This is a genomic window from Sinorhizobium sp. Y406, assembly GCF_058732025.1.
On the sequence record NZ_CM178974.1, the window covers coordinates 202,293 to 221,954 of the forward strand.

Annotated in this window: 23 protein-coding genes, 2 tRNA genes and 1 pseudogene; 18 read left to right on the plus strand and 8 right to left on the minus strand. The window is 62.2% G+C overall.

What is annotated here, in order from left to right; genetic code table 11:
- The first annotated feature begins 151 nt into the window (after positions 1–151).
- The 4 genes from AC4P1R_RS00895 (at position 152) to AC4P1R_RS00910 (ending at position 4,106) form a co-directional block, all read left to right on the plus strand.
- A complete protein-coding gene (locus AC4P1R_RS00895; protein WP_069459541.1) occupies positions 152–1,339 on the plus strand; it encodes a polysaccharide biosynthesis/export family protein in 1,188 nt (395 codons plus the stop codon).
- A 178-nt stretch (positions 1,340–1,517) separates the two neighbouring features.
- A complete protein-coding gene (pncA, locus tag AC4P1R_RS00900) occupies positions 1,518–2,117 on the plus strand; it encodes a bifunctional nicotinamidase/pyrazinamidase (protein ID WP_069459540.1) in 600 nt (199 codons plus the stop codon).
- Positions 2,118–2,247: 130 nt separating this feature from the next.
- Positions 2,248–3,552 (plus strand): nicotinate phosphoribosyltransferase, encoded by a 1,305-nt coding sequence (pncB, locus tag AC4P1R_RS00905; protein WP_225190570.1) that lies wholly within the window; start codon positions 2,248–2,250, stop codon positions 3,550–3,552.
- A 341-nt stretch (positions 3,553–3,893) separates the two neighbouring features.
- On the plus strand, positions 3,894–4,106 hold the full coding sequence (locus AC4P1R_RS00910) for a hypothetical protein (protein WP_083265370.1): 213 nt from the start codon (positions 3,894–3,896) through the stop codon (positions 4,104–4,106).
- Positions 4,107–4,269: 163 nt separating this feature from the next.
- On the opposite strand, the gene AC4P1R_RS00915 is transcribed toward AC4P1R_RS00910, so the two are convergent.
- On the minus strand, positions 4,270–4,416 hold the full coding sequence (locus AC4P1R_RS00915; RefSeq protein WP_106407894.1) for a hypothetical protein: 147 nt from the start codon (positions 4,414–4,416) through the stop codon (positions 4,270–4,272).
- 387 nt (positions 4,417–4,803) lie between these two features.
- Here AC4P1R_RS00915 and AC4P1R_RS00920 point away from each other — a divergent pair.
- Both AC4P1R_RS00920 and AC4P1R_RS00925 read left to right on the plus strand, forming a co-directional pair.
- A pseudogene (locus tag AC4P1R_RS00920) lies at positions 4,804–5,063 on the plus strand (hypothetical protein).
- A 154-nt stretch (positions 5,064–5,217) separates the two neighbouring features.
- Entirely contained in the window at positions 5,218–7,467 is a 2,250-nt protein-coding gene (locus tag AC4P1R_RS00925; RefSeq protein WP_492177300.1) for a PBP1A family penicillin-binding protein, read from the plus strand.
- A gap of 25 nt (positions 7,468–7,492) precedes the next feature.
- On the opposite strand, the gene AC4P1R_RS00930 is transcribed toward AC4P1R_RS00925, so the two are convergent.
- Positions 7,493–8,422, minus strand: a complete 930-nt coding sequence (locus AC4P1R_RS00930) for a CAP domain-containing protein (protein WP_492177301.1) — start codon at positions 8,420–8,422, stop codon at positions 7,493–7,495.
- 259 nt (positions 8,423–8,681) lie between these two features.
- Between AC4P1R_RS00930 and AC4P1R_RS00935 the strand changes: the two genes are divergently transcribed.
- A complete protein-coding gene (locus AC4P1R_RS00935; protein ID WP_069459992.1) occupies positions 8,682–8,945 on the plus strand; it encodes a hypothetical protein in 264 nt (87 codons plus the stop codon).
- 85 nt (positions 8,946–9,030) lie between these two features.
- Here AC4P1R_RS00935 and AC4P1R_RS00940 read toward each other — a convergent pair whose 3' ends face one another.
- Entirely contained in the window at positions 9,031–9,228 is a 198-nt protein-coding gene (locus AC4P1R_RS00940; RefSeq protein WP_069459535.1) for a ribbon-helix-helix protein, CopG family, read from the minus strand.
- Positions 9,229–9,481: 253 nt separating this feature from the next.
- Between AC4P1R_RS00940 and AC4P1R_RS00945 the strand changes: the two genes are divergently transcribed.
- Positions 9,482–9,796, plus strand: a complete 315-nt coding sequence (locus tag AC4P1R_RS00945) for a hypothetical protein (protein WP_492177303.1) — start codon at positions 9,482–9,484, stop codon at positions 9,794–9,796.
- A gap of 223 nt (positions 9,797–10,019) precedes the next feature.
- Here the strand turns inward: AC4P1R_RS00945 and AC4P1R_RS00950 are convergent.
- Positions 10,020–10,094, minus strand: a tRNA-Thr gene (locus AC4P1R_RS00950).
- Positions 10,095–10,362: 268 nt separating this feature from the next.
- Here AC4P1R_RS00950 and AC4P1R_RS00955 point away from each other — a divergent pair.
- From AC4P1R_RS00955 to AC4P1R_RS01000, 10 genes are all read left to right on the plus strand, one after another.
- The gene (locus AC4P1R_RS00955; protein ID WP_069459533.1) at positions 10,363–10,575 is read left to right on the plus strand and encodes a hypothetical protein; all 213 of its coding nucleotides are present in this window, start codon (positions 10,363–10,365) and stop codon (positions 10,573–10,575) included.
- 165 nt (positions 10,576–10,740) lie between these two features.
- A complete protein-coding gene (murA, locus tag AC4P1R_RS00960) occupies positions 10,741–12,033 on the plus strand; it encodes a UDP-N-acetylglucosamine 1-carboxyvinyltransferase (RefSeq protein WP_069459532.1) in 1,293 nt (430 codons plus the stop codon).
- Positions 12,034–12,232: 199 nt separating this feature from the next.
- Entirely contained in the window at positions 12,233–12,673 is a 441-nt protein-coding gene (locus tag AC4P1R_RS00965; protein ID WP_069459991.1) for a DUF2948 family protein, read from the plus strand.
- 35 nt (positions 12,674–12,708) lie between these two features.
- Positions 12,709–14,013 (plus strand): histidinol dehydrogenase, encoded by a 1,305-nt coding sequence (hisD, locus tag AC4P1R_RS00970; RefSeq protein ID WP_151610804.1) that lies wholly within the window; start codon positions 12,709–12,711, stop codon positions 14,011–14,013.
- Entirely contained in the window at positions 14,010–14,486 is a 477-nt protein-coding gene (locus AC4P1R_RS00975) for a UPF0262 family protein (protein ID WP_069459530.1), read from the plus strand. The genes hisD and AC4P1R_RS00975 overlap by 4 nt, the downstream gene beginning before the upstream one ends.
- 10 nt (positions 14,487–14,496) lie before the next feature.
- A complete protein-coding gene (locus tag AC4P1R_RS00980) occupies positions 14,497–14,964 on the plus strand; it encodes an arsenate-mycothiol transferase ArsC (RefSeq protein WP_151610805.1) in 468 nt (155 codons plus the stop codon).
- Positions 14,965–15,111: 147 nt separating this feature from the next.
- The gene (gene infA, locus AC4P1R_RS00985; RefSeq protein ID WP_004435948.1) at positions 15,112–15,330 is read left to right on the plus strand and encodes a translation initiation factor IF-1; all 219 of its coding nucleotides are present in this window, start codon (positions 15,112–15,114) and stop codon (positions 15,328–15,330) included.
- 54 nt (positions 15,331–15,384) lie between these two features.
- The gene (locus AC4P1R_RS00990; RefSeq protein ID WP_151610806.1) at positions 15,385–16,005 is read left to right on the plus strand and encodes a Maf-like protein; all 621 of its coding nucleotides are present in this window, start codon (positions 15,385–15,387) and stop codon (positions 16,003–16,005) included.
- 4 nt (positions 16,006–16,009) lie between these two features.
- Positions 16,010–16,222, plus strand: coding sequence for a DNA gyrase inhibitor YacG (yacG, locus tag AC4P1R_RS00995; RefSeq protein WP_069459527.1), 213 nt, complete (start codon positions 16,010–16,012; stop codon positions 16,220–16,222).
- 269 nt (positions 16,223–16,491) lie between these two features.
- Positions 16,492–16,567, plus strand: a tRNA-Phe gene (locus tag AC4P1R_RS01000).
- A 427-nt stretch (positions 16,568–16,994) separates the two neighbouring features.
- Here the strand turns inward: AC4P1R_RS01000 and AC4P1R_RS01005 are convergent.
- The 4 genes from AC4P1R_RS01005 to rhaI form a co-directional block, all read right to left on the minus strand.
- Positions 16,995–17,456, minus strand: coding sequence for a YbaK/EbsC family protein (locus tag AC4P1R_RS01005; RefSeq protein ID WP_069459526.1), 462 nt, complete (start codon positions 17,454–17,456; stop codon positions 16,995–16,997).
- Positions 17,457–17,538: 82 nt separating this feature from the next.
- On the minus strand, positions 17,539–17,727 hold the full coding sequence (locus AC4P1R_RS01010; protein ID WP_069459525.1) for a hypothetical protein: 189 nt from the start codon (positions 17,725–17,727) through the stop codon (positions 17,539–17,541).
- Positions 17,728–17,901: 174 nt separating this feature from the next.
- Positions 17,902–18,156 (minus strand): GlsB/YeaQ/YmgE family stress response membrane protein, encoded by a 255-nt coding sequence (locus AC4P1R_RS01015; RefSeq protein WP_069459524.1) that lies wholly within the window; start codon positions 18,154–18,156, stop codon positions 17,902–17,904.
- A gap of 213 nt (positions 18,157–18,369) precedes the next feature.
- Positions 18,370–19,662 carry an L-rhamnose catabolism isomerase gene (gene rhaI / locus AC4P1R_RS01020; RefSeq protein WP_492177304.1) on the minus strand — a complete coding sequence of 431 codons (1,293 nt, stop codon included), beginning with the start codon at positions 19,660–19,662 and terminating at the stop codon, positions 18,370–18,372.

Here is a 19,662-nt window from a genome sequence, read left to right on the forward strand (position 1 = left end):
AGTGCCGAATAAATTTGGTTGCCGTGACTGCGGGTGACTTGTTGTGGGGCGGCGATTGTGCTTTTCAGGGACCGGCGGATTGCCTGCCGGGAAATATGCGGCGCAGAAACATGAACGGAATCATGGCTGTGCTGAATACTGGAGTATCGTGGTGAAGCGAGTGACTGCCCTTCTGATCTGTACCGCGCTTGCGGGATGTCAGGCCGTACCGGGAGAGGGGCCTCTAACGACTGATATCGTTGCGGAAGCAGGGCAGTCCGGCGCGGCGATCGGCAGGAAGAACGCCACCGTTTTCGATATTGTCGACGTCGATGGACAATCCGCCCGGCTCGTTTCCGATTATGTGGCGACGACGCTCAGCCGCCGCTTTGGAATAGGCGGCGGCGTTGGTCAAGTCGTCATCGGTGTCGGCGATCAGCTGAAGGTCACGATCTTCGAGGCGGGCAGCGACGGCCTGTTTTCCACAACCGAATCGAAGCAGACGAGCATCGATCTCGTCGTCCAGCCGGACGGCAAGGCTGCCATTCCGTATGTCGGCTCGGTCCGGTTCGCCGGCCTGACGCTCGAGCAGGCACGCCAGGCCATTCTCGAGGCCCTCAGGCAGAAAGCGGTGGAACCGGACGTCATCGTGACGAGCACGTCGACTGCCTCGCGCATCGTCACCGTTTCAGGGGCGGTCGGTCGTCCATCGGTCGTGCCGCTCAATCTCGTCAGTGAGACCATCAACGAGGTAATCGCCAAGGCGGGCGGACCCTCGGCGCAGCCCTACGAGACCTATGTCACGCTCGTGCGCGGCAAGAAGACCGGAACGGTCCTCCTGAAGTCGATCATCGAAAGCCCATCGGAGAACATTCACGTCAAGCCGGGCGACCAGATCTTCGTGACCCGCGATCCGCGCACCTTCACGATTCTTGGCCAGGTGCGGCTTAACAAGCGCGTCGAGTTCGGTTCCAACGATCTCAACCTGCTGGAGGCCGTTGCGCTTGGTGGCGGTGGTTCCGATCGGACGGTCGATGCCAAGGGCTATTTCGTCTTCCGTTACGAGGAACCGGACATCGTCATGAGTCTGTTCGGCCAGGAGCGATTCCATGCCATGCTCAAGAAAGGCATGAAGCCCGACAGCGTCGGCCGTTACCCGCTCGTCTATCGCTTCGATATGACGAATCCCGACAGCCTGATCGTCGGCCAGACTTTCCCGATCAAGAACCGCGATGTGATCTATGCATCGCGCCACCCCTCGGTCGATATCACCAAATTCATGGACTTCATCGCAAGACCCATCGGAATTGCAAATTCCGGAGTCAACATCGCCGACAATATCAACGATCTCGGCAACTGATAGCGGGCGCCCGCCTGGAGCAGGTGATCTCATCCATACCGGGCGAAATTCAATTCGCGGCGGATCATCGGCCGCGCCGTGAACATGCTTGCCGCCTCCCGCGTTCTATGATTGATCTTGCGTCCAAATCGATTTGCTGATCGCGAACACGGGATTCGCCGGATCGAGAGGAGGGACCATGGCCGAAGACGCCTTGATCGTCATCGATATGCAGAACGACTTTTGCCCTGGCGGAGCACTTGCGGTCGAGGGCGGCGACGAGATCGTGCCGGTGGTGAATCGCCTGATCGAACGGGCCCGGCACGTCATCCTGACCCAGGACTGGCACCCGCCCGGTCATTCGAGCTTCGCCTCCAGCCATCCCGGCAAGGCCCCCTTCGAAACGATCTCGATGCCCTATGGCGAGCAGACGCTCTGGCCGGAGCATTGTGTTCAGGGCAGCGCCGGTGCCGATTTCCATCCCGGGCTGCGGTGGACTTCGGCGGAGCTGGTTGTGCGCAAAGGCTTCCGCGCCGAAATCGACAGCTATTCCGCATTTTTCGAGAACGATCACAAAACGCCTACGGGGTTGGCGGGCTATCTTCGCGAGCGCGGTATCACGAAATTGCAGCTTTGCGGTCTCGCGACCGATTTCTGCGTCGCCTTTTCCGCGCTCGATGCCGTCGCGCAGGGCTTTTCGACATCGGTCGTGCTCGACGCCTGCCGCGGAATCGACCTGAACGGGTCGCTTGCGGCGATGATTGAGCGCATGCGCCAGGCCGGCGTGCAGGTCGGCTAGGGCTCTGACCCAGTGATGCCGGGCGCGAGGGCGAATGTACCCTTGACCTCCGTCCGCTTTGGCTGACACGAATCGATCACCGGGTTTAGAATCGCTCGACCGTGGTGATCCGAAGGGAGTATTCTCGCAGATGCCTAAGACCGATATTGCGCGGCGGGTCTACAACCATACCTGGAAGCTCGATCCCATTATCCGCAGCCTGCTGGACACGGACTTCTATAAGCTTCTGATGCTGCAGATGATATGGCAGCTCTATCCGGACGTCGACGCGACCTTCTCGCTGATCAACCGTACCAGGACCGTGCGGCTAGCCGAGGAAATCGACGAGCAGGAATTGCGCGACCAGCTCGAACATGCGCGCAGCCTGCGCTTCACCAAGAAGGAGATGATCTGGCTGGCAGGTAACACGTTTTACGGCCGCAAGCAGATATTCTCCCCGGATTTCCTCGCCTGGCTCGCCAAGTTCCGCCTGCCCGATTATGAGCTGTCGCGGCGCGATGGCCAGTTCGAGCTGAATTTCCGTGGCCGCTGGGTGGAAACGACCATGTGGGAAATCCCGGCGCTCGCGATCATCAACGAATTGCGTTCGCGTGCGGCAATGAAGGGTCTCGGTCCCTTCACGCTCGATGTGCTCTATGCACGAGCCAAGGCCAAGATGTGGTCGAAGGTCGAGCGTCTCAGGCAATATCCCAACCTGCGCATTTCAGACTTCGGCACGCGCCGTCGCCACAGCTTCCTGTGGCAGCGCTGGTGCGTCGAGGCGCTGAAGGAGGGCATTGGCGCGTCCTTCACGGGCTCGAGCAACGTGCTTCTCGCCATGGATACCGATCTCGAAGCGCTTGGCACCAATGCGCACGAGCTGCCGATGGTGGCGGCGGCACTCGCACGCGACGACAAAGAACTCGCCGCCGCGCCTTACAAGGTGCTGCAGGACTGGAACCGGCTTTATGGTGGCAACCTCTTGATCGTATTACCGGATTCCTTCGGCACCGCGGCATTCTTGCGCAATGCGCCGGGTTGGGTGGCGGACTGGACCGGTTTCCGGCCGGACAGCGCCCCGCCGATCGAAGGCGGTGAGAAGATTATTGCTTGGTGGGAGAAGATGGGTCGCGACCCCCGCGAAAAGCTCTTGATCTTCTCCGACGGGCTGGATGTCGACACCATCATCAGGACCTATTGCCATTTCGAAGGCCGCGTGCGCATGAGCTTCGGCTGGGGAACCAACCTGACCAATGATTTCGCCGGGTGCGCCCCGACGGAGATCGGCGGCCTCAATCCGATCTCGATCGTCTGCAAGGTCAGCGAAGCCAATGGCCGACCGGCCGTCAAGCTCTCCGACAATCCGCGCAAGGTCATCGGCGATCCCGCCGAAGTGGAGCGCTACCTGAAATTCTTCGGAACGGAGGATTTCGTCGAGCAGACCGTCCGGGTCTGACCGGCCTCACGCTTAGCGTGTCCTGCTCCTGAACTGACACGGTCCATTCCAGCGGAGATACAGGCAATGCGAATATCCGCGATCGCCCAGTCAAATAGGGCCATGGAAGCTTGATCTCGCGTCAAGGTCGTGAAGGTTCAATCCAAAGTGCTACAGCGACCTTTGCGCGTCTAATATGGCGCGCGACGCTGTAGGGGGGCGCTGTAAGGTCCGGGGGAAGCGACGGAAATCCGCACATTTCCTCCAATCATATGACTTATTGAGGCGCCTCACTATTTTCTTGAATTTCGTTCGAAATACCCCATGATGGCGCACATTGAGGTACACCTTGGGAGGGGTTCGTGCGTCAAACCTATTCACCGGATGACGTGGATGTCATGCGCGGAGCGCTCGACATCTGGTGCGCTCTGCACAATGTCGGGAAAGATGGCGCGGAGGCCAACCGGGCAGCCCGGCGGATCCTCGACCTGATGGATCAGAAGAAGTGCTCCTGCCACGAGCTCCTGGCCCGCATGGGAGACTTCATGCCGGCCCAGCATCACCAGCTTTCCTGATAGATGGCGGCTTTCGGCCAGCTCAGCTTGTAGCAGGTATGCGGAAGAGACTTGCGCTTTTCCGCCTGCGGACGGCCGGCAAAGCGTAGACGCCGAGGCCGGGGGAGTTTCCTCGTAGGTCAGGCGGTGCTGCCTCGAGCCGAGCGCCGTTCGCGCGAGATCGTCAGCGCGGTATGGAAGAGGTGATTTCGCCCGAAACGGCGGCGTTCGCTTCCGTCCTGTATTGGGACAGGGCGAGATGCAGGATGCCGCTGACCATGATCGAGACAACAAGAACGGCAATAGTGGCGCCAACACCCGATTTGATCATATCCATGTCCTTCAGAACGCAAGAATTGCGGGGCTCTACAGCGCCGCGCGTCTTAAGAGACGCGCTAAGGTCGCCGTAGCACTTTGAAGTTGCTGCACGTCTTTGCCTTAAACCGAGATCGATTTCAGGAGACGTGCAGTGACCCCCAAAGAACGCTCAATGGAGATAATCCTGTGGCAGTGATCCGTCTGTTCCCCGCGTAACTCAGGATATGGTTAAGAATGTCTTGATCCAGATCTGCACGCAGGATGCGTGGCCGAAGGTCCACACCGAGGCCGAAGTCGCCGCCTATTGCCCCTGGCGATGAGGCGCGATCACGTTTCGGACATCTTACTGGCAACCACTCGCCGGCAATTGCGTTATGCGCGAGAGCCCAGGGAGACCTTCATGAAGAAAATCGGGACAATCGTCGCGGTACTTGTTTCCGGTCAGAAGGGGACGGCGGCCGCCGAAGCCTGAACGACGAAAGCGGTCACGGCAGATGGTCGCCGCGGTACGAGGAGCACCCCCGTCGTTTTTATCGCGAGCATCGCCACAAGCGACGCGGCAATTGCAAGATCGAGCGCAAGTGGGACAAGGACGAATATAAGGAAGAGATCAAGTGCAAGCGCGGCCGTCGGGTTCCCGTCTATTATGACGTATACTGATGTCTCTGCGCATCGCCGCTAATACAGCGCCGCGCGTATTATCGGACGCGCGAAGGTCGGTGTAGCACTTTGAGCTGCTGCATGTCTTTGCCCTTAGGTCGAGGTAGATGCAGTAGGGGAACTGGCGGATCGAGAGCTCGGATGGCGGAAAGCGATGTCGCAAAAGGAAAGCGGTGAGGAGGCCCCCGGAGCGGACGTGCCTCGGCCCGACCGTCGGCTTCGCTCCGGTAGGGCGGAGCCTTCGGCATTCACAAAGACGAAGAAGGCACTTGCCGAACTGGGGCGCGCGGTCGTCAGGCTCGGCCGGGCTCTGCGCGAGGAAGTACCGGCAGCGACCCGTCAAGCCATCGGAAAATCCGGCGCGCGGGGCGTCGCTTTCCGGAAGCGGCAGAAGAAAGCCCTTTCTTCCGAGGCGAAGCCCGCGGCCGCGCCGGCAGCGCCTTCGGTGCAGATGTGGCCGAGGGGCGCCGGCCGCGGACTGGATCCGGTTGCCGGGCCCGGCCGTGGCGTCACGCGATCGGTATTGGTGCGGCGTTTCCTGGTCGGAATCGCCGCGATACTGGTGTTTTTCACCACCGTTTTCGCCTGGGCGCTTTACGACGTTCCGTGGGGCGAAATTGCCGACGGATCGCGGAAACCTGTCGTCGTCCTTGAAACAGCCGATGGCAAGCCCCTCGTCAGCCAGGGACCGCTTCAGGGCCCCTACGCCGCACGAGAAGATTTCCCGACGCACCTGATCGATGCCGTCCTCGCCCGGGAGGATCGCCGTTTCTATGCGCATGCCGGCATCGACTTCCGGGGCATCGCCCGGGCGATCTACAGAAATCTCGGCGCCGGCGAGGTCATCGAGGGCGGCAGCACGATTACGCAGCAATTGATAAAGATTCTCTATCTTGAGCGAGAGCGCACCTGGAAGCGAAAGATCCAGGAGGCGGTGATCGCCTTCTGGCTGGAGCGAAAGCTTGGCAAGGACGAGATTCTTGCGCGCTATCTGAACAACATCTATCTCGGGGCGGGGGCAACCGGCGTGCCGGCGGCCGCGCGCATCTATTTCGACAAGGACGTGCACGAGCTCAATGTCGGCGAGGCGGCGATACTCGCGGGCATCATCCGTGCTCCCTCGCAGCTCAATCCGCTCACCAATCCAGAGGGAGCCCGCCAGCAGGCGGAGCAGGTTCTTGCCGCCATGCGCGCTGGCGGCAAGATAACGCCGGAACAGGCGGAGGCGGCGCGCGCCGAGTTCGCCAGCCTCCGGCCGTCGACGCCGGCGATCCGCTCGGGCAGCTGGTTCGCCGACTGGGTGATGCAGGATGCCCGCGAGCTCGCCGGACCCTATCGCGGCACGATCAAGGTCAGGACGACGATGGTGCCGAGGCTGCAACGGATCGCCGAAAAAGTCGTCGCCGAAGCGCTCGAGCGGGAGGGCGAAAAGGCGGGAGTCTCGCAGGCGGCGCTCGTCGCCATGACTCCGGAAGGGGCCGTCGTTGCGATGGTCGGCGGCCGTGATTATTCGAAAAGCACGTTCAATCGCGCCGCGTCGGCCATGCGCCAGCCCGGCTCGGCCTTCAAATTGTTCGTCTATTATGCCGCCCTGAAGGCTGGTCTGACCCCGTTCGATCCGATCGACGACGCGCCGATTGAAATCAATGGCTGGTCGCCGGAGAATTTCGGCGGCGGTTATAGTGGTCCGGTCAGCATCGCGGAAGCCTTCGCGCGGTCGTTGAATGCGGCGACCGTCGCCCTGGAGATGGAGGTCGGCATCGACAGGGTCGTCGCCGCCGCGCGCGAACTCGGGATCGATGCCAAGCTTGTGGACACTCCAAGCCTTGCGCTGGGGTCGTCGGAAGTGAACCTGCTCGACCTGACCGGCGCGTATGCATCGGTCCGCGCGGGCCGGGCGCCCATCGAGCCTTGGGGCATTGTCTTCGTGCATGCCGACGGCCAGCCGCGGGCCTTCCGGGTGGGACCCTCCAAGCAGCCGACCATCGATATCGGCGAATACCGGCCGGATCTTGTCGGGATGCTGAGGCTCGTCGTCGAGCGCGGCACCGGCCGCGAAGCGCGCATCGATGTGCCCGCCGCCGGCAAGACCGGCACCAGCCAGAACCATCGCGACGCCTGGTTCGTCGGCTTCACCGAGCCCCTCGTCGTCGGAGTCTGGGTCGGCAATGATGACGACACGCCCATGAAGGGCGTCACCGGCGGCAAGCTGCCGGCGCGCATCTGGCGGAATTTCATGACGGCCGCCCTGGCCGAAGGCGATCCCGAGGAGCCCGGTGCCCGGGTAGCCGGCTCGGCGCCCGCCTGCAACTTCCGCGCCTGCGCCCGCGCCTACCGCTCCTTCCGGCCGGATGATTGCACCTTCCAGCCCTATGATGGGCCGCGGCGGCTCTGCGAGAAGTAGGCCGTGTCCCTGACTTCGGCTCAGGCTATTCCTGCCGCTTGCCCGCGACCGCAATCGCAACCTTCCGTCCCTCACCGGTGGCAAGCATCGCAAATCCGAGATGGGTCGGCTCGGAACCAAGAAGCGCTGCCCGGTTCTTGAAATTTTCGAGCCATTGATCGACGAAGTAACGGATATCGGCTCCGGTCGGCTGCGTGCCGCAGCCGCCGCAACCACCTGCTGCCACGGTGATCGTGCGCCACTCCCTTGCAGAACCGGAAGGCAGCAGCTCGAAAAAGCCGTCCGGCCGCTCCATGACCTTGTCGTCGGACAGGTCTTTTGGCAGGAGGCGCTGCGCAAGCGCATTGAGCGCCTCGCTCGTCTTCAAGCCCGCGCGGCCCTCCCGTTCACGTTCTGCGTTTATCAGACGCGCGGCCGCAGCAATCTGCTCCTTCGCCGAAAGCGCGACGGGCTCTTCGTCGGACTTCAGCGCCAATGGCATGCCCGGGCCGGCAAATGTTTGCACCGCAAATTGCCTGCCGCTCTCGCCGATGATGCCGAAGCCGAAGCCTTCCAGTCCCGTGGCGAGAATGTTCCTGCGATGTCCGGGACTGTTCATCCAGCCCTCGTGAAACTCGGAAACGCCCTCGGTCGTCGGCACGCTCGGGCAGCCGGTGCAGCGGGCGATGTTCTCTGCAACTTTTTCCCAGCGGCTCCCGCCGCGCTGGCGATAACGGTCACCGACCTCCTCACCTTCGGGAGCGGTATGGGAATAGTAGTTCCGCGCGAGCATGTCCTCCGCGTGGGCCTGCGCCGCGGAATTGAGTGTCTCCGTCAGGTGCAGTGGATCAAGACCATGCCGGCTGCGAGCCTCATTGACCAGGGCGAGCGCCTCGGCGCGCAGCGGCGCCAGATCCCCCGTATCGCCGACCCGCGCCGCCGCGCCGAAGCAAAGCGGCAGCAGCTGCGACGACAAAGCCTAACCTACGGGCGATTGAACTGGTGATCCAGCCCCTCACGGACCTCCTCCTCTCGGCGCCCACAGCGGGCGTTCATTGGCGCGTACGAACCGCCCTCAGTCCTCGTGGCCACGCCTCATGGCAGGGGACGAACGCAAGCTTGCCGAAGATGTTCCCCTGGCAGAACCCGCGTGGCTCTATCCAGAGGAACCGATGGCCTCGCCGGCGGTTAATCCCCAACAGCGGGATGACGGCTCATCATTCGGAGAAATCGACATGCCTACCTATCATCGGCTTCCTGACCAGCCCGTGCCGGGCGCCGTAATCGTCAAGCTCTACCGTTCCGATGGTCAGGTGAGAGGTTATGTCCGGAAGGTCACCGATGCCTCGGAGGACGACACCATTTTCCCAGGCGAGGAAATGGGACCGGAGGATGCCTTGAAGCTGGCAAAGACCCACAGCCTGGGCGCAGCACCGATCTATGTCGAGCTTGCCGAAGGCGTCGAATGGGACCCGAATTGGGGCGCAACGACCGGATGAGGGTTGAATGGCTCCGGATGGCAAAGCGCTCCAACAAGCACAAGCCCATCGACCCGACAATGGCCCGATGCCAGCATGACTGCCGCTACGGGCTGTCCTCTTTCCAACTGCCTTCGTCCATATAATGGGTCAGGAGAAAGCCGTATTGCTCAAGCCATTCGCGAATGATGAGGCGGATCAACTCGTCTCGCGTCATCTCCAGCTCTTTGCAGGCGGCATCGAGGGCCGGCTCAACATCATCGTAGGCCCTCGTCCGCTGACGCTCCACGCTGGGAAAAATCATGATCGCCCCCTACGCATTACAATCAGGAGCTTCAAGGGTCGCATAGGCGGAGGTGCAGTCAAGGCTTAGTGGCGTCGCCCAATGGGGGTAGGAGAGCAACGGGTAGACCGATGATGTGGCGCAATTCCATATTAAACCTGGGGGTTGTTGCTATTCAGACCACAAGGGCGCAAGGTCCAACCTTCAGTAGCAATATCACGGGCACTACTGCTTGAGGGCTAATTGCCCTAGCCCTCAACGAAAGGAGGACGCCATGTCTTCCACCGTAGACACGATCTCACCTTCCGATAGGCGAATGATCCAGTCTGTCTTGGATGACGCTGGCTACGACTCCGGCTTCCTTGCCGAGGACCACCACCTTTTCAACACTGCTGCGCTGCTTGTGACCAAGCTGTTCCTGGCGGGTGAGTGGTCCCGATCCGGCCTGGCGGCGAAGCTTGAGTGTCAATTGGGCAAGGCCGCCAAAAACAGGCGAACCTGCGCATTTTCGCTGCCGCGCTATGCAATCCAGGGCCTTCCAATCGAGCTACAGTCGCGAAACCTCGCCCAACAAAAAAGGCCGGGCTGAACCCGACCTTCCGCAGCCGCCTCCCGTCGCTGCCAGTACATCCGTGGTCAACGACGAGAGGGGCCGTATGGCTTTAATGTAAGCGCTGGTTGAATTTTAATCAAACGGAAATCACAGCGGCGATGCCGGAGCGGCTGGTGATCAGGCTGTGCCAGGTTTGTGCCACAGGGCTATTCAGGTGGCTGCGCTAGTAGCCGCTAAGGTGCTGTGCGTTGAGAAAAACTGGTGCTGCTAGAGAGATTTGAACTCTCGGCCTCTCCCTTACCAAGGGAGTGCTCTACCCCTGAGCTATAGCAGCATTCGGCGGCTTCGTTGCGAGCCGCATCAAGCGAGGGGCCTATTGCCATAGCTTGGCGGCAAGCGCAAGCAGCATTTCGAAGTTTTTGGTCCGGCTTGGCGGGCGGGCTGTCGCACCGTCCTGCGGACAGCCGAAGGGGGCGCACGGTTTCAATGTCTTAGCCTTGAGGTGGAGAGGGAAACCGGTCTCGCCGCATTCTAGGACTCGGCGCTGCTGGAGAGCGCCTTGCCGCTTCCGGACGTCGCGGTTTTGCGCTAATCCAGAATACATGCAGAACGATGACGACAAGGAGCGCGCACCGGGCTCAAAAAGCGGTGCGCAGGCACCGGCGAGCGGGGCGGAGGTGCGGCGTAAGCGGCTGGCGAAGAACCTGCGCGACAATCTCCAGCGCCGCAAGCAGCAGGCGCGCGCGCGTCGGGCAGGAGCGGCCGACGAGACGACCGGATTGCCTGCCGCAAAAACGGACGAATCGGAAGATTAGGTCCCTGTCCGGCGGTGAGTGGCGCAAAATTTGTGCGTTCTCGCGGTTTCCGGCATTCAACTTGCACTTCAAGGCACTTCTATTTTCACGGCATCTCCACTAAGAGACGCGCTTTAGCAACACTGGAATTTTGGAAAGGCGGGCGGCGCCCGTGCAAGAGGTCTCATGGATCGCATCAGGATCGTAGGCGGAAACGAACTTCATGGGGTCATCCCCATTTCCGGCGCCAAGAACGCCGCTTTGCCGCTGATGATCGCGTCGCTTTTGACCGATGATACGCTGACTTTGGAAAACGTGCCGCATCTTGCCGACGTCGAGCAGCTGATCCGCATCCTCGGCAATCATGGCGCCGACATTTCCGTCAACGGCCGGCGCGAGCGTCAGGGCGAGAGCTATGCCCGCACGATCCATTTTACCAGCCGCAACATCGTATCGACGACGGCGCCCTATGAGCTGGTTTCCAAGATGCGCGCGAGCTTCTGGGTCATCGGTCCGCTGCTTGCCCGCGAAGGCAAGGCGCGCGTCTCGCTGCCCGGCGGCTGCGCCATCGGCACCCGACCGGTGGATCTCTTCATCGAAGGGCTGACGGCGCTTGGAGCCGAGATCGAGATCGATGGCGGTTACGTCAACGCCAAGGCGCCGGAAGGCGGGCTTCTCGGCGGGCGCTATGTCTTCCCGAAAGTTTCCGTCGGGGCGACGCATGTGCTGATGATGGCGGCGACGCTTGCCAACGGCACGACCGTCATCGGCAATGCCGCGCGCGAACCGGAAGTGGCCGATCTTGCCCGCTGCCTCAACGCCATGGGGGCCAGGATTTCCGGCCACGGCACGAGCACGATCACGATCGAGGGCGTGCGCTCGCTGTCCGGCGCCCGCCATCGCGTGCTGCCTGACCGCATCGAAACCGGAACCTACGCCATGGCCGTGGCGATGGCCGGCGGCGACGTCATTCTCGAGGATACCGAGGCAAGCCTACTCGACACGGCGCTCGAGGCGATCCGCCGCGCGGGTGCCGAGATCAGCGAGACCAACAGCGGTATCCGGATCGTCCGCAACGGCGCCGGCATCCGCCCCGTCGACATCGTCACCGATCCCTTCCCGGGATTCCCGACCGACCTTCAGGCGCAGTTCATGGGGTTGATGACCAAATCTACCGGCGTCTCCCACATCACCGAAACGATTTTCGAGAACCGCTTCATGCATGTGCAGGAGTTGGCGCGCCTCGGCGCGAAGATCTCGCTCTCCGGCCAGACGGCGAAAATCGAGGGGGTCAGCCGGCTGAAAGGGGCGCCGGTCATGGCGACGGACCTGCGTGCCTCCGTCTCGCTCGTCATTGCCGGGCTTGCGGCGGAAGGCGAGACCGTGGTCTCGCGCGTCTATCATCTTGATCGCGGTTTCGAGCGGCTCGAGGAAAAACTGACGCGCTGCGGCGCCCATGTGGAGCGGGTCAGCGACTGATTTCCAGCTCCGCACTGAAACCGTTGCGGTTTCGAGCGCGACGTCCTATGTCCTTGGCGGTTGCGGCGCCAAAGACGCTACAGCGCCGCGCGTCGTCTCAGACGCGCAAAATCGCCGTAGCACTTTGAGTTGCTGCATGTTCCTCGTCCTTGATCGGGGACGGAGACAGGCGGTAAGCGAAGAAACAGGGATGGGTGGCATGGATGCTTTGAAACTGCTGGCACTCGACGAGGAGGACCTGGGCGTCGTTTCCGCGCATGTGCAGGACGCAGTCTTCAAGGTGGGCGGCATGGTCTATGACCCGCGCCGCGGCCAATTCTCCCTGGTGATCAATCGTTTCGTTTGGGAAAAGGTAGCGGGTGGCCGCCGCAGCTTCGAACGGCGCCGGTCCGTCCTGCTTTTCAAGCGCATTACCGCCGTTCGCTCGCTCGGCTTCGACCGCAACGACGCGGAAACGGTTCTCGACCTTCTCGCCCTGCGCTTTTCGCAAAAGGAGGAAGGGCCGGAAGGAACGATCGAATTCGTACTCGCCGGTGCCGCGTCCATTGCGCTTGATGTCGAATGCATCGAGGTGCAGCTTGCCGATACAGGCGGCGCCTGGGAAACGGCCTTCAAGCCGCGCCACCCCGAGGGCGTCTGAGCGCACCGCCAGCCATCATTAAAAGGATCAACGCATTGGCAATCAGGCTGAACTATCTCGATGCGAGCTTCGAACGCGAGTTCGCCGCCTTCCTGACGACGAAGCGGGAGGTCTCCGAGGACGTAAACGCCGCCGTGCACGCCATTATCACTGACGTCCGGGCGCGGGGCGACGCGGCGCTTGCCGACTATTCGGCCCGCTTCGACGGCCTTGATTTCGCAAAGACCGGCATGGCGGTCACGGCGGCAGAAGTCGACGCGGCGATCGATGCGGTCGAGCCGGAGGTCCTCGGCGCGCTGAAGGTCGCCGCAACCCGGATCGAGGCGCATCACCGCCGGCAATTGCCGAAGGACGACCTCTATGAGGATGCGATGGGCGTCGGTCTCGGCTCGCGCTGGACGGCGATCGATGCGGTCGGCCTCTATGTTCCGGGCGGCACGGCGAGCTATCCGAGCTCGGTGCTGATGAACGCGCTGCCGGCGAGGGTCGCCGGCGTGCCGCGGATCGTCATGGTCGTGCCTGCAAGCGGCGGCGCCATCAATCCGGCGGTTCTCGCGGCCGCGCGGCTGGCCGGCGTCGAGGAAATCTACCGCATCGGCGGCGCTCAGGCGGTCGCGGCTCTTGCCTATGGCACCGAGTCGATCGCCCCGGTGGCGAAGATCGTCGGGCCGGGCAATGCGTACGTCGCGGCGGCGAAGCGCCAGGTTTTCGGCACGGTCGGCATCGATATGATCGCCGGTCCCTCGGAAGTGCTGGTGATCGCCGATGGCGACAACGATCCGGACTGGATCGCCGCCGACCTGCTTGCCCAGGCCGAGCACGATCCCGGCGCGCAGGCGATCCTGATCACCGACGATGCCGCTTTCGCGGATGCGGTCGAAATGGCGGTCGAACGGCAGCTGAAGACATTGCCGCGGGCCGAGACGGCGATGGCAAGCTGGCGCGATTTCGGCGGCGTCATCCTGGTGCCGGATCTCGAAAAGGCGGTGCCGCTCGCCAATCGCATCGCGGCGGAACATCTAGAGCTGGCAATCACCGATCCGGATGCGATGGTGCCGAAGATCCGAAATGCCGGCGCGATCTTCATCGGCCGCCACACGCCGGAAGTCATCGGCGACTATGTCGGCGGCTCCAATCACGTGCTTCCGACGGCGCGCTCCGCCCGCTTCTCCTCCGGCCTTGGCGTGCTCGATTATATGAAGCGGACCTCGATCCTGCGACTTGGCCCCGATCAGTTGCGCGGCCTCGGTCCGGCGGCGATCGCGCTCGCGCAATCCGAAGGGCTCGAGGCTCACGCCCGCTCGGTCGCCATCCGCCTCAATCTCGGGGGAGAGGGATGAGGGCCGATCGCAACTTGCGCCTTTGCGACATCGTACTGGACGAGACGATCGGACGCTCGACGCCGGACGTGGAGCACGAGCGCGCGGTTGCGATCTTCGATCTCCTCGAAGAAAACCTGTTCGAACCCCTCGGCCATCCCGGCGGCCCCTATAGGCTCAATCTGTCGCTGGTCGACTCGAAGCTGGTTTTTGCCATCTCGACCGATGGCGGCGAGCCGGTCGCCACCCATATTCTGTCGCTCACGCCCTTTCGGCGGATCGTGAAGGACTATTTCCTGATCTGCGAGAGCTATTACGAGGCGATCCGTTCGGCGACGCCAAGCCAGATCGAAGCGATCGACATGGGACGGCGCGGCATCCACAACGAAGGCTCGCAGACGCTGATGGATCGCCTGTCGGGCAAGATCCGGCTGGATTTCGACACGGCGCGCCGGCTTTTCACGCTCGTCTGTGTGCTCTATTGGCGCGGCTAGAGGGGTGGACATGAGTGGGATCGTCTTGCACGATTTTAAGACGCCCCGTTCGATTCTCTTCATGTGCGGCATGAATGCGATCCGTTCGCCTATGGCCGAGGCGCTTGCGAGGGCGGCACTGCCGAAGGGAACCTATGTCGCTTCCGCGGGCGTCCGCCACGGCGAGCGCGATCCTTTCGTCGACGTCGTGCTGGAAGAGGTGGGGTTGACGATCGGCCGCCATCAGCCGCGCACGCTTGACGAACTCGAAGACGACTATTTCGACCTGATCGTCACGCTGGCGCCGGAGGCGCACCACCTGGCGCTCGAATTGACGCGCTCGATGGCCGTCGACGTGGTATATTGGCCGACGCCCGATCCGACGGTTGCGACCGGCACGCGCGATCAGATCGTCGGCGCCTATCGGGCGGTACGCGACCATCTGGCGGGGTTGATCGCCAGCCGGTTGACCGGCCAAAGCCTCCGCAAGGGTGCCTGACCGATACCGGTTGCGACACGGCAAAATTGCGGAAAAAGCGGCATCAAGGCGGGTTCACAAACCCGTGGCGATTGTGTAGTTTCCGGCCAAATTTTTCGACGGATGCGTGGCGCATCCGCGAATGAACGCGAGAAAGAACAACCCTGCATGGCGAAAGAAGAAGTCCTCGAATTTCCGGGCGTGGTCACCGAATTGCTTCCCAACGCGACCTTCCGCGTGAAGCTTGAGAACGAGCATGAGATCATCGCCCATACGGCGGGCCGTATGCGCAAGAACCGTATCCGGGTTCTGGCGGGCGACAAGGTGCTCGTCGAGATGACCCCGTACGACCTGACCAAGGGTCGCATCACCTACCGCTTCAAGTAAGCCCTTTTCCAGCAGGTTCAGCGCGAGAGCGCCCACCCGGTACTTCACGGCTCGATGACAGTGACCCAGAAACTGATATTGGCGTCCGGATCGCCGCGTCGTGTCGAACTTCTGGCGCAGGCCGGGATCGAGCCCGCGCGGCTGCTCCCGATGGATCTCGACGAGACGCCCAAGCGCGCCGAGCATCCGCGCTCGCTGGCGCGCCGGCTGTCCACCGAGAAGGCCAAAGCGGCGCTGGCGGCGATCAAGGGCGAGGCGGACTGGCAGGGCAGCTATATACTGGCGGCCGACACCGTCGTCTGCGTCGGCCGCCGGATTCTGCCCAAGCCTGAGCTGGTCGGCGAAGCGTCGAGCGCCCTCCACCTTCTCTCCGGCCGCAGCCACCGCGTCTATACCGGCATCTGCCTCGTTACGCCGGATCGCACGCTGCGCCAGAAGGTCGTCGACACGAAGGTGCGCTTCAAGCGGCTTACCGGCCTCGACATCGAGAGCTATCTCGCCTCCGGGCAATGGCGCGGCAAGGCCGGCGGTTACGGCATCCAGGGCATTGCCGGCAGTTTCGTCGTCAAGCTCGTCGGATCCTATTCCAATGTGGTAGGATTGCCGCTGTACGAGACGGTCAATCTGCTCGTCGGCGAGGGCTATGAGGTTCACAACAGCTGGATGGAAGGCTGAGCAAGTGAGCGGCGCTGGCAAGAAGAACGGCTCGAACGTCGAGCCCCTGCGCGCACCGCGTCCCTGCCCGGAATGTGGTCGTCCGTCGGCGCGTGAGCACTATCCCTTCTGCTCCGAGCGCTGCCGCAACATAGACCTCAACCGCTGGCTTTCCGGCTCCTACGCAATTCCTGTGGCCGACGACGAGTCGAAGGCCGACGACGGCGACGATCGCTAGAAGTGGCGAGCGGGCGAGCGGTTCCAAACGTCTGCCCAGGGCACCGGCGGTGTGCCTTCCCAGTCGGCCGAGGGGGCGACGGCCCCGCGCGATCCTCCTGAATCCCTTGGCTTTTCGCGGCTTTTTCACCGCACGCCAGATTCCTTCAAAAAAGAGTCATTTGGTGCTGGACACCGCCGAACAAGATGTTATAACCCCGCTCGCTTCCGGCGGCGAACCAAGCGCCCCGGCGGTTTCTCGAAGAAGCCGTTGCCTCACAGGCAAAAAATGCCCGGATAGCTCAGTTGGTAGAGCAGCGGATTGAAAATCCGCGTGTCGGTGGTTCGAATCCGCCTCCGGGCACCATTTTACCAGTTTCCGATCTTTGAGATGCAAACAATCGTCCACGCGTTGCGTGCGCGGCGTGAGCCATGACAATCGGAACCGTTTTTCGGAATGTTCGGTGCGCAGTTCAAGAGGGTTACAGCGCCTTTGCGCGTCTGAAAGGACGCGCGGCGCTGTCATCCTCATTGGCAAGGTGACTTCTTAACCAACTTGCCGGAAAATTCCCGATATTGGGGTGAGGAGCGGGTCGGTCGGCGGCCCGGAAACAGGCCCGCGATTATCATTCGACGGAAGGCGCGGGCGGGGCGAGGAAAATGGCCAAGCACATGATGAAGATGCTGATGAGCATCATTGCCGCGCTGTCGCTCGGCTCGCTCATGGTCCTGGTCGCCGTGCTCTGAATGCCGACGGGCCGCTGTGATTACACACCGCCTTTGCAGCCGATTGTTCAAATCTCCGAGACGTCGATCCACTCCGCCCCGATCAATTCCGCCATGCGGTACGGGTTGATATGCACCGCGGCATTTACGGCGCCTGCGGCGGGCACCACCAGGTCGAAGGCCTTGAGGGATTCGTCGCAGTAAACGCTGTGCGGCCGGACGAGGCCGAAGGGGCAGACGCCGCCGACCGGATGGCCGGTCTCGGCTTCCACTTCGTCGAGACCGAGCATGCGTGCCTTGGCACCGAAGCGGGCCTTATATTTCTTATTGTCGAGGCGTGCATCCCCGCGGGTGACGATCAGGATCACATCATCGCCGACCCGAAGCGCCAGCGTTTTGGCGATCTGCGCCGGCTCGACGCCGTGGCCCTCTGCCGCGAGCGCCACAGTCGCTGTGCTCTGCTTGAGTTCGATGACGTTGATGTCAGGGGCATTCCTGGAAAAGAATGCTTTCACCGAGTCGAGGCTCATGACGGACGATCTATTCTGTGATTGGCAATAGGGAGAGCGGCGGCAGAGCGGCACGCCGGCAGCTTTCGCAAATGCCAATCTTTCAGTCGTCGTTCGATGCGTCAAGCTCTTCCGGACGTAGCCCCTCCTGCTGCGGGGGCAGATAGCCATGGCTCGCAAACCAGTTCTCGAGGATCGCAGAGATCGCCTGCTCGCGCGTCAGGCTGCCCTGATGATCGTTGACATAGGTCTGAAGTGCGATTTCGATCTTATCGGCATAGAATTCGGTCATCTTTCCCTCCGCTCATGCGTTGCGGCGGTGATCCGCGCCTTGGGCGCCTTTCATGCAGCAGCGCGAATCTCTCCAGCGTGCCGGTCAGGCGCAGGAGATCGCTGTCGTGTCTCTACCTCCTGATTTGGTGTCTGGATCGAACCTATCCAAGGGATGGTGCAGGGGCATCGATCATCAGGCCTGCTTTACGATGCGGATCAGCACAAGCAGGATGATCGCGCCGATCGTCGCATGGATGATCGCCGCGAGAACGCCGGTGCCGAGGGTGACGCCCAGCGCCGGGAACAGGTAACCGGCGATAAGCGCGCCGATAATCCCGACGACCATATTGCCGATCAACCCGAAGCCGAAGCCGCTGACGATCAGGCCGGCAAGCCAGCCCGCAATCGCGCCGACGATCAAAAATACCAGAATACTCTCAATACCCATCATAGTTCCTTTCGGTTGTAACCTGAAGGAAAGGATAGCTCATGATCTTGGATCAGGTAGAGGGCAATTCAATCGCGCGGCCATTTTTCTGCGCAATCGGGATTTGTGGTCGCTGAGCGGCTAACCAAGCCGCTTTCGCAAGTTTCAGCGAACTGAAAAAGCCCGGTGAGAGCCGAACCGGTCGTGAAACGATCGCTTGCTCGCGCCGTGGCTTCAGACAATGCCGCCGCCCCCGCCCGCAACCGGCGGGCGCTCCGCCGCCACCCTGGCGCGGTAGCCGCTTGCGCGGTATGCCGCAACCGGCGCAATCGCACCGCCCTTTTCGAGGCGGGCCATTGCAAGGATCGGCTCGACGTCGGTCCGGAAGGCCGCCTTCAGGCTTTCCGATGCCATCAGCGCGTCATTGTCCTGCTGATAGCCCTCGAGCGCCTTGCGGTTGACGAGAAGCGCCTGGGCGTAGGCGCGGCAGACTTCCATGGCGCTCGTCATCAGGCTTTCGATAGGGTCCGTGACATTGTGGCTCTGGTCGAGCATATGTGCCGGCTCGAAGCCCTCGGCCTTGCGAACCTCGGCATCGACGAGCTCGTTGAAGACCAGGAAAAGGCGGTAGGGTTCGATCGAGCCGGTATCGAGATCGTCGTCTCCATATTTCGAATCGTTGAAATGGAAGCCGCCCAGCTTCTTGAATTGGATCAGCCGGGCGACGATCATCTCGATATTGACGTTCGGTGCGTGGTGGCCGAGGTCGACGAGGCAGAAGGCCTTGGGCCCGAGTTCCTGGGCGATCAGATAGTTCGTGCCCCAGTCCTGTACGACGGTGGAATAGAAGGCCGGCTCGAACATCTTGTGTTCGGTGAAGACGCGCCAGTCGTCCGGGAGCGCGGCATAGATCGCCTTCATCGAATCGAGATAGCGATCGAAGACGCGGGTGAAGTTGCTCTGGCCGGGAAAGTTCGAGCCGTCGCCGATCCAGACCGTCAGCGCCTTCGAGCCGAGCGCCTTGCCGATCTCGATGCATTCGAGATTGTGCTCGATCGCCTGCCGCCGCGTGGCGGCGTCTGTGTGGGTGAGCGACCCGAACTTGTAGGAATGCGCCTGGCCGGGCGCATCCGAAAAGGTGTTTGAGTTCATCGCGTCGAAGCCCAGCCCGAGCGAAGCGCCCTTTTCCTTCAGCGCCGGGAGATCCGCGACCTTGTCCCAGGGGATGTGCAGCGACACGGTCGGCGTCGCGCGGGTGAGTTCATGGATGACGCCGCAATCCTCAATCTTGTCGAAGATGTTGCGGGGCTCGCCCAAGCCCGGGAAGCGCGCGAAGCGCGTGCCGCCGGTTCCAACGCCCCAGGAGGGAACGGCAACGCCGTATGCTGCGACCTTTACCCTGATCGCGTCGATGTCGACGCCACGGCGCGCGAGCCGCTCGCCGAGGCCTTCATAGTCGCGCTTCAGTTCCTCGAGCCGTCTTGCGTTCTCGGCCTCGACGAGAGATGTGCTGATGATGACGGTCAT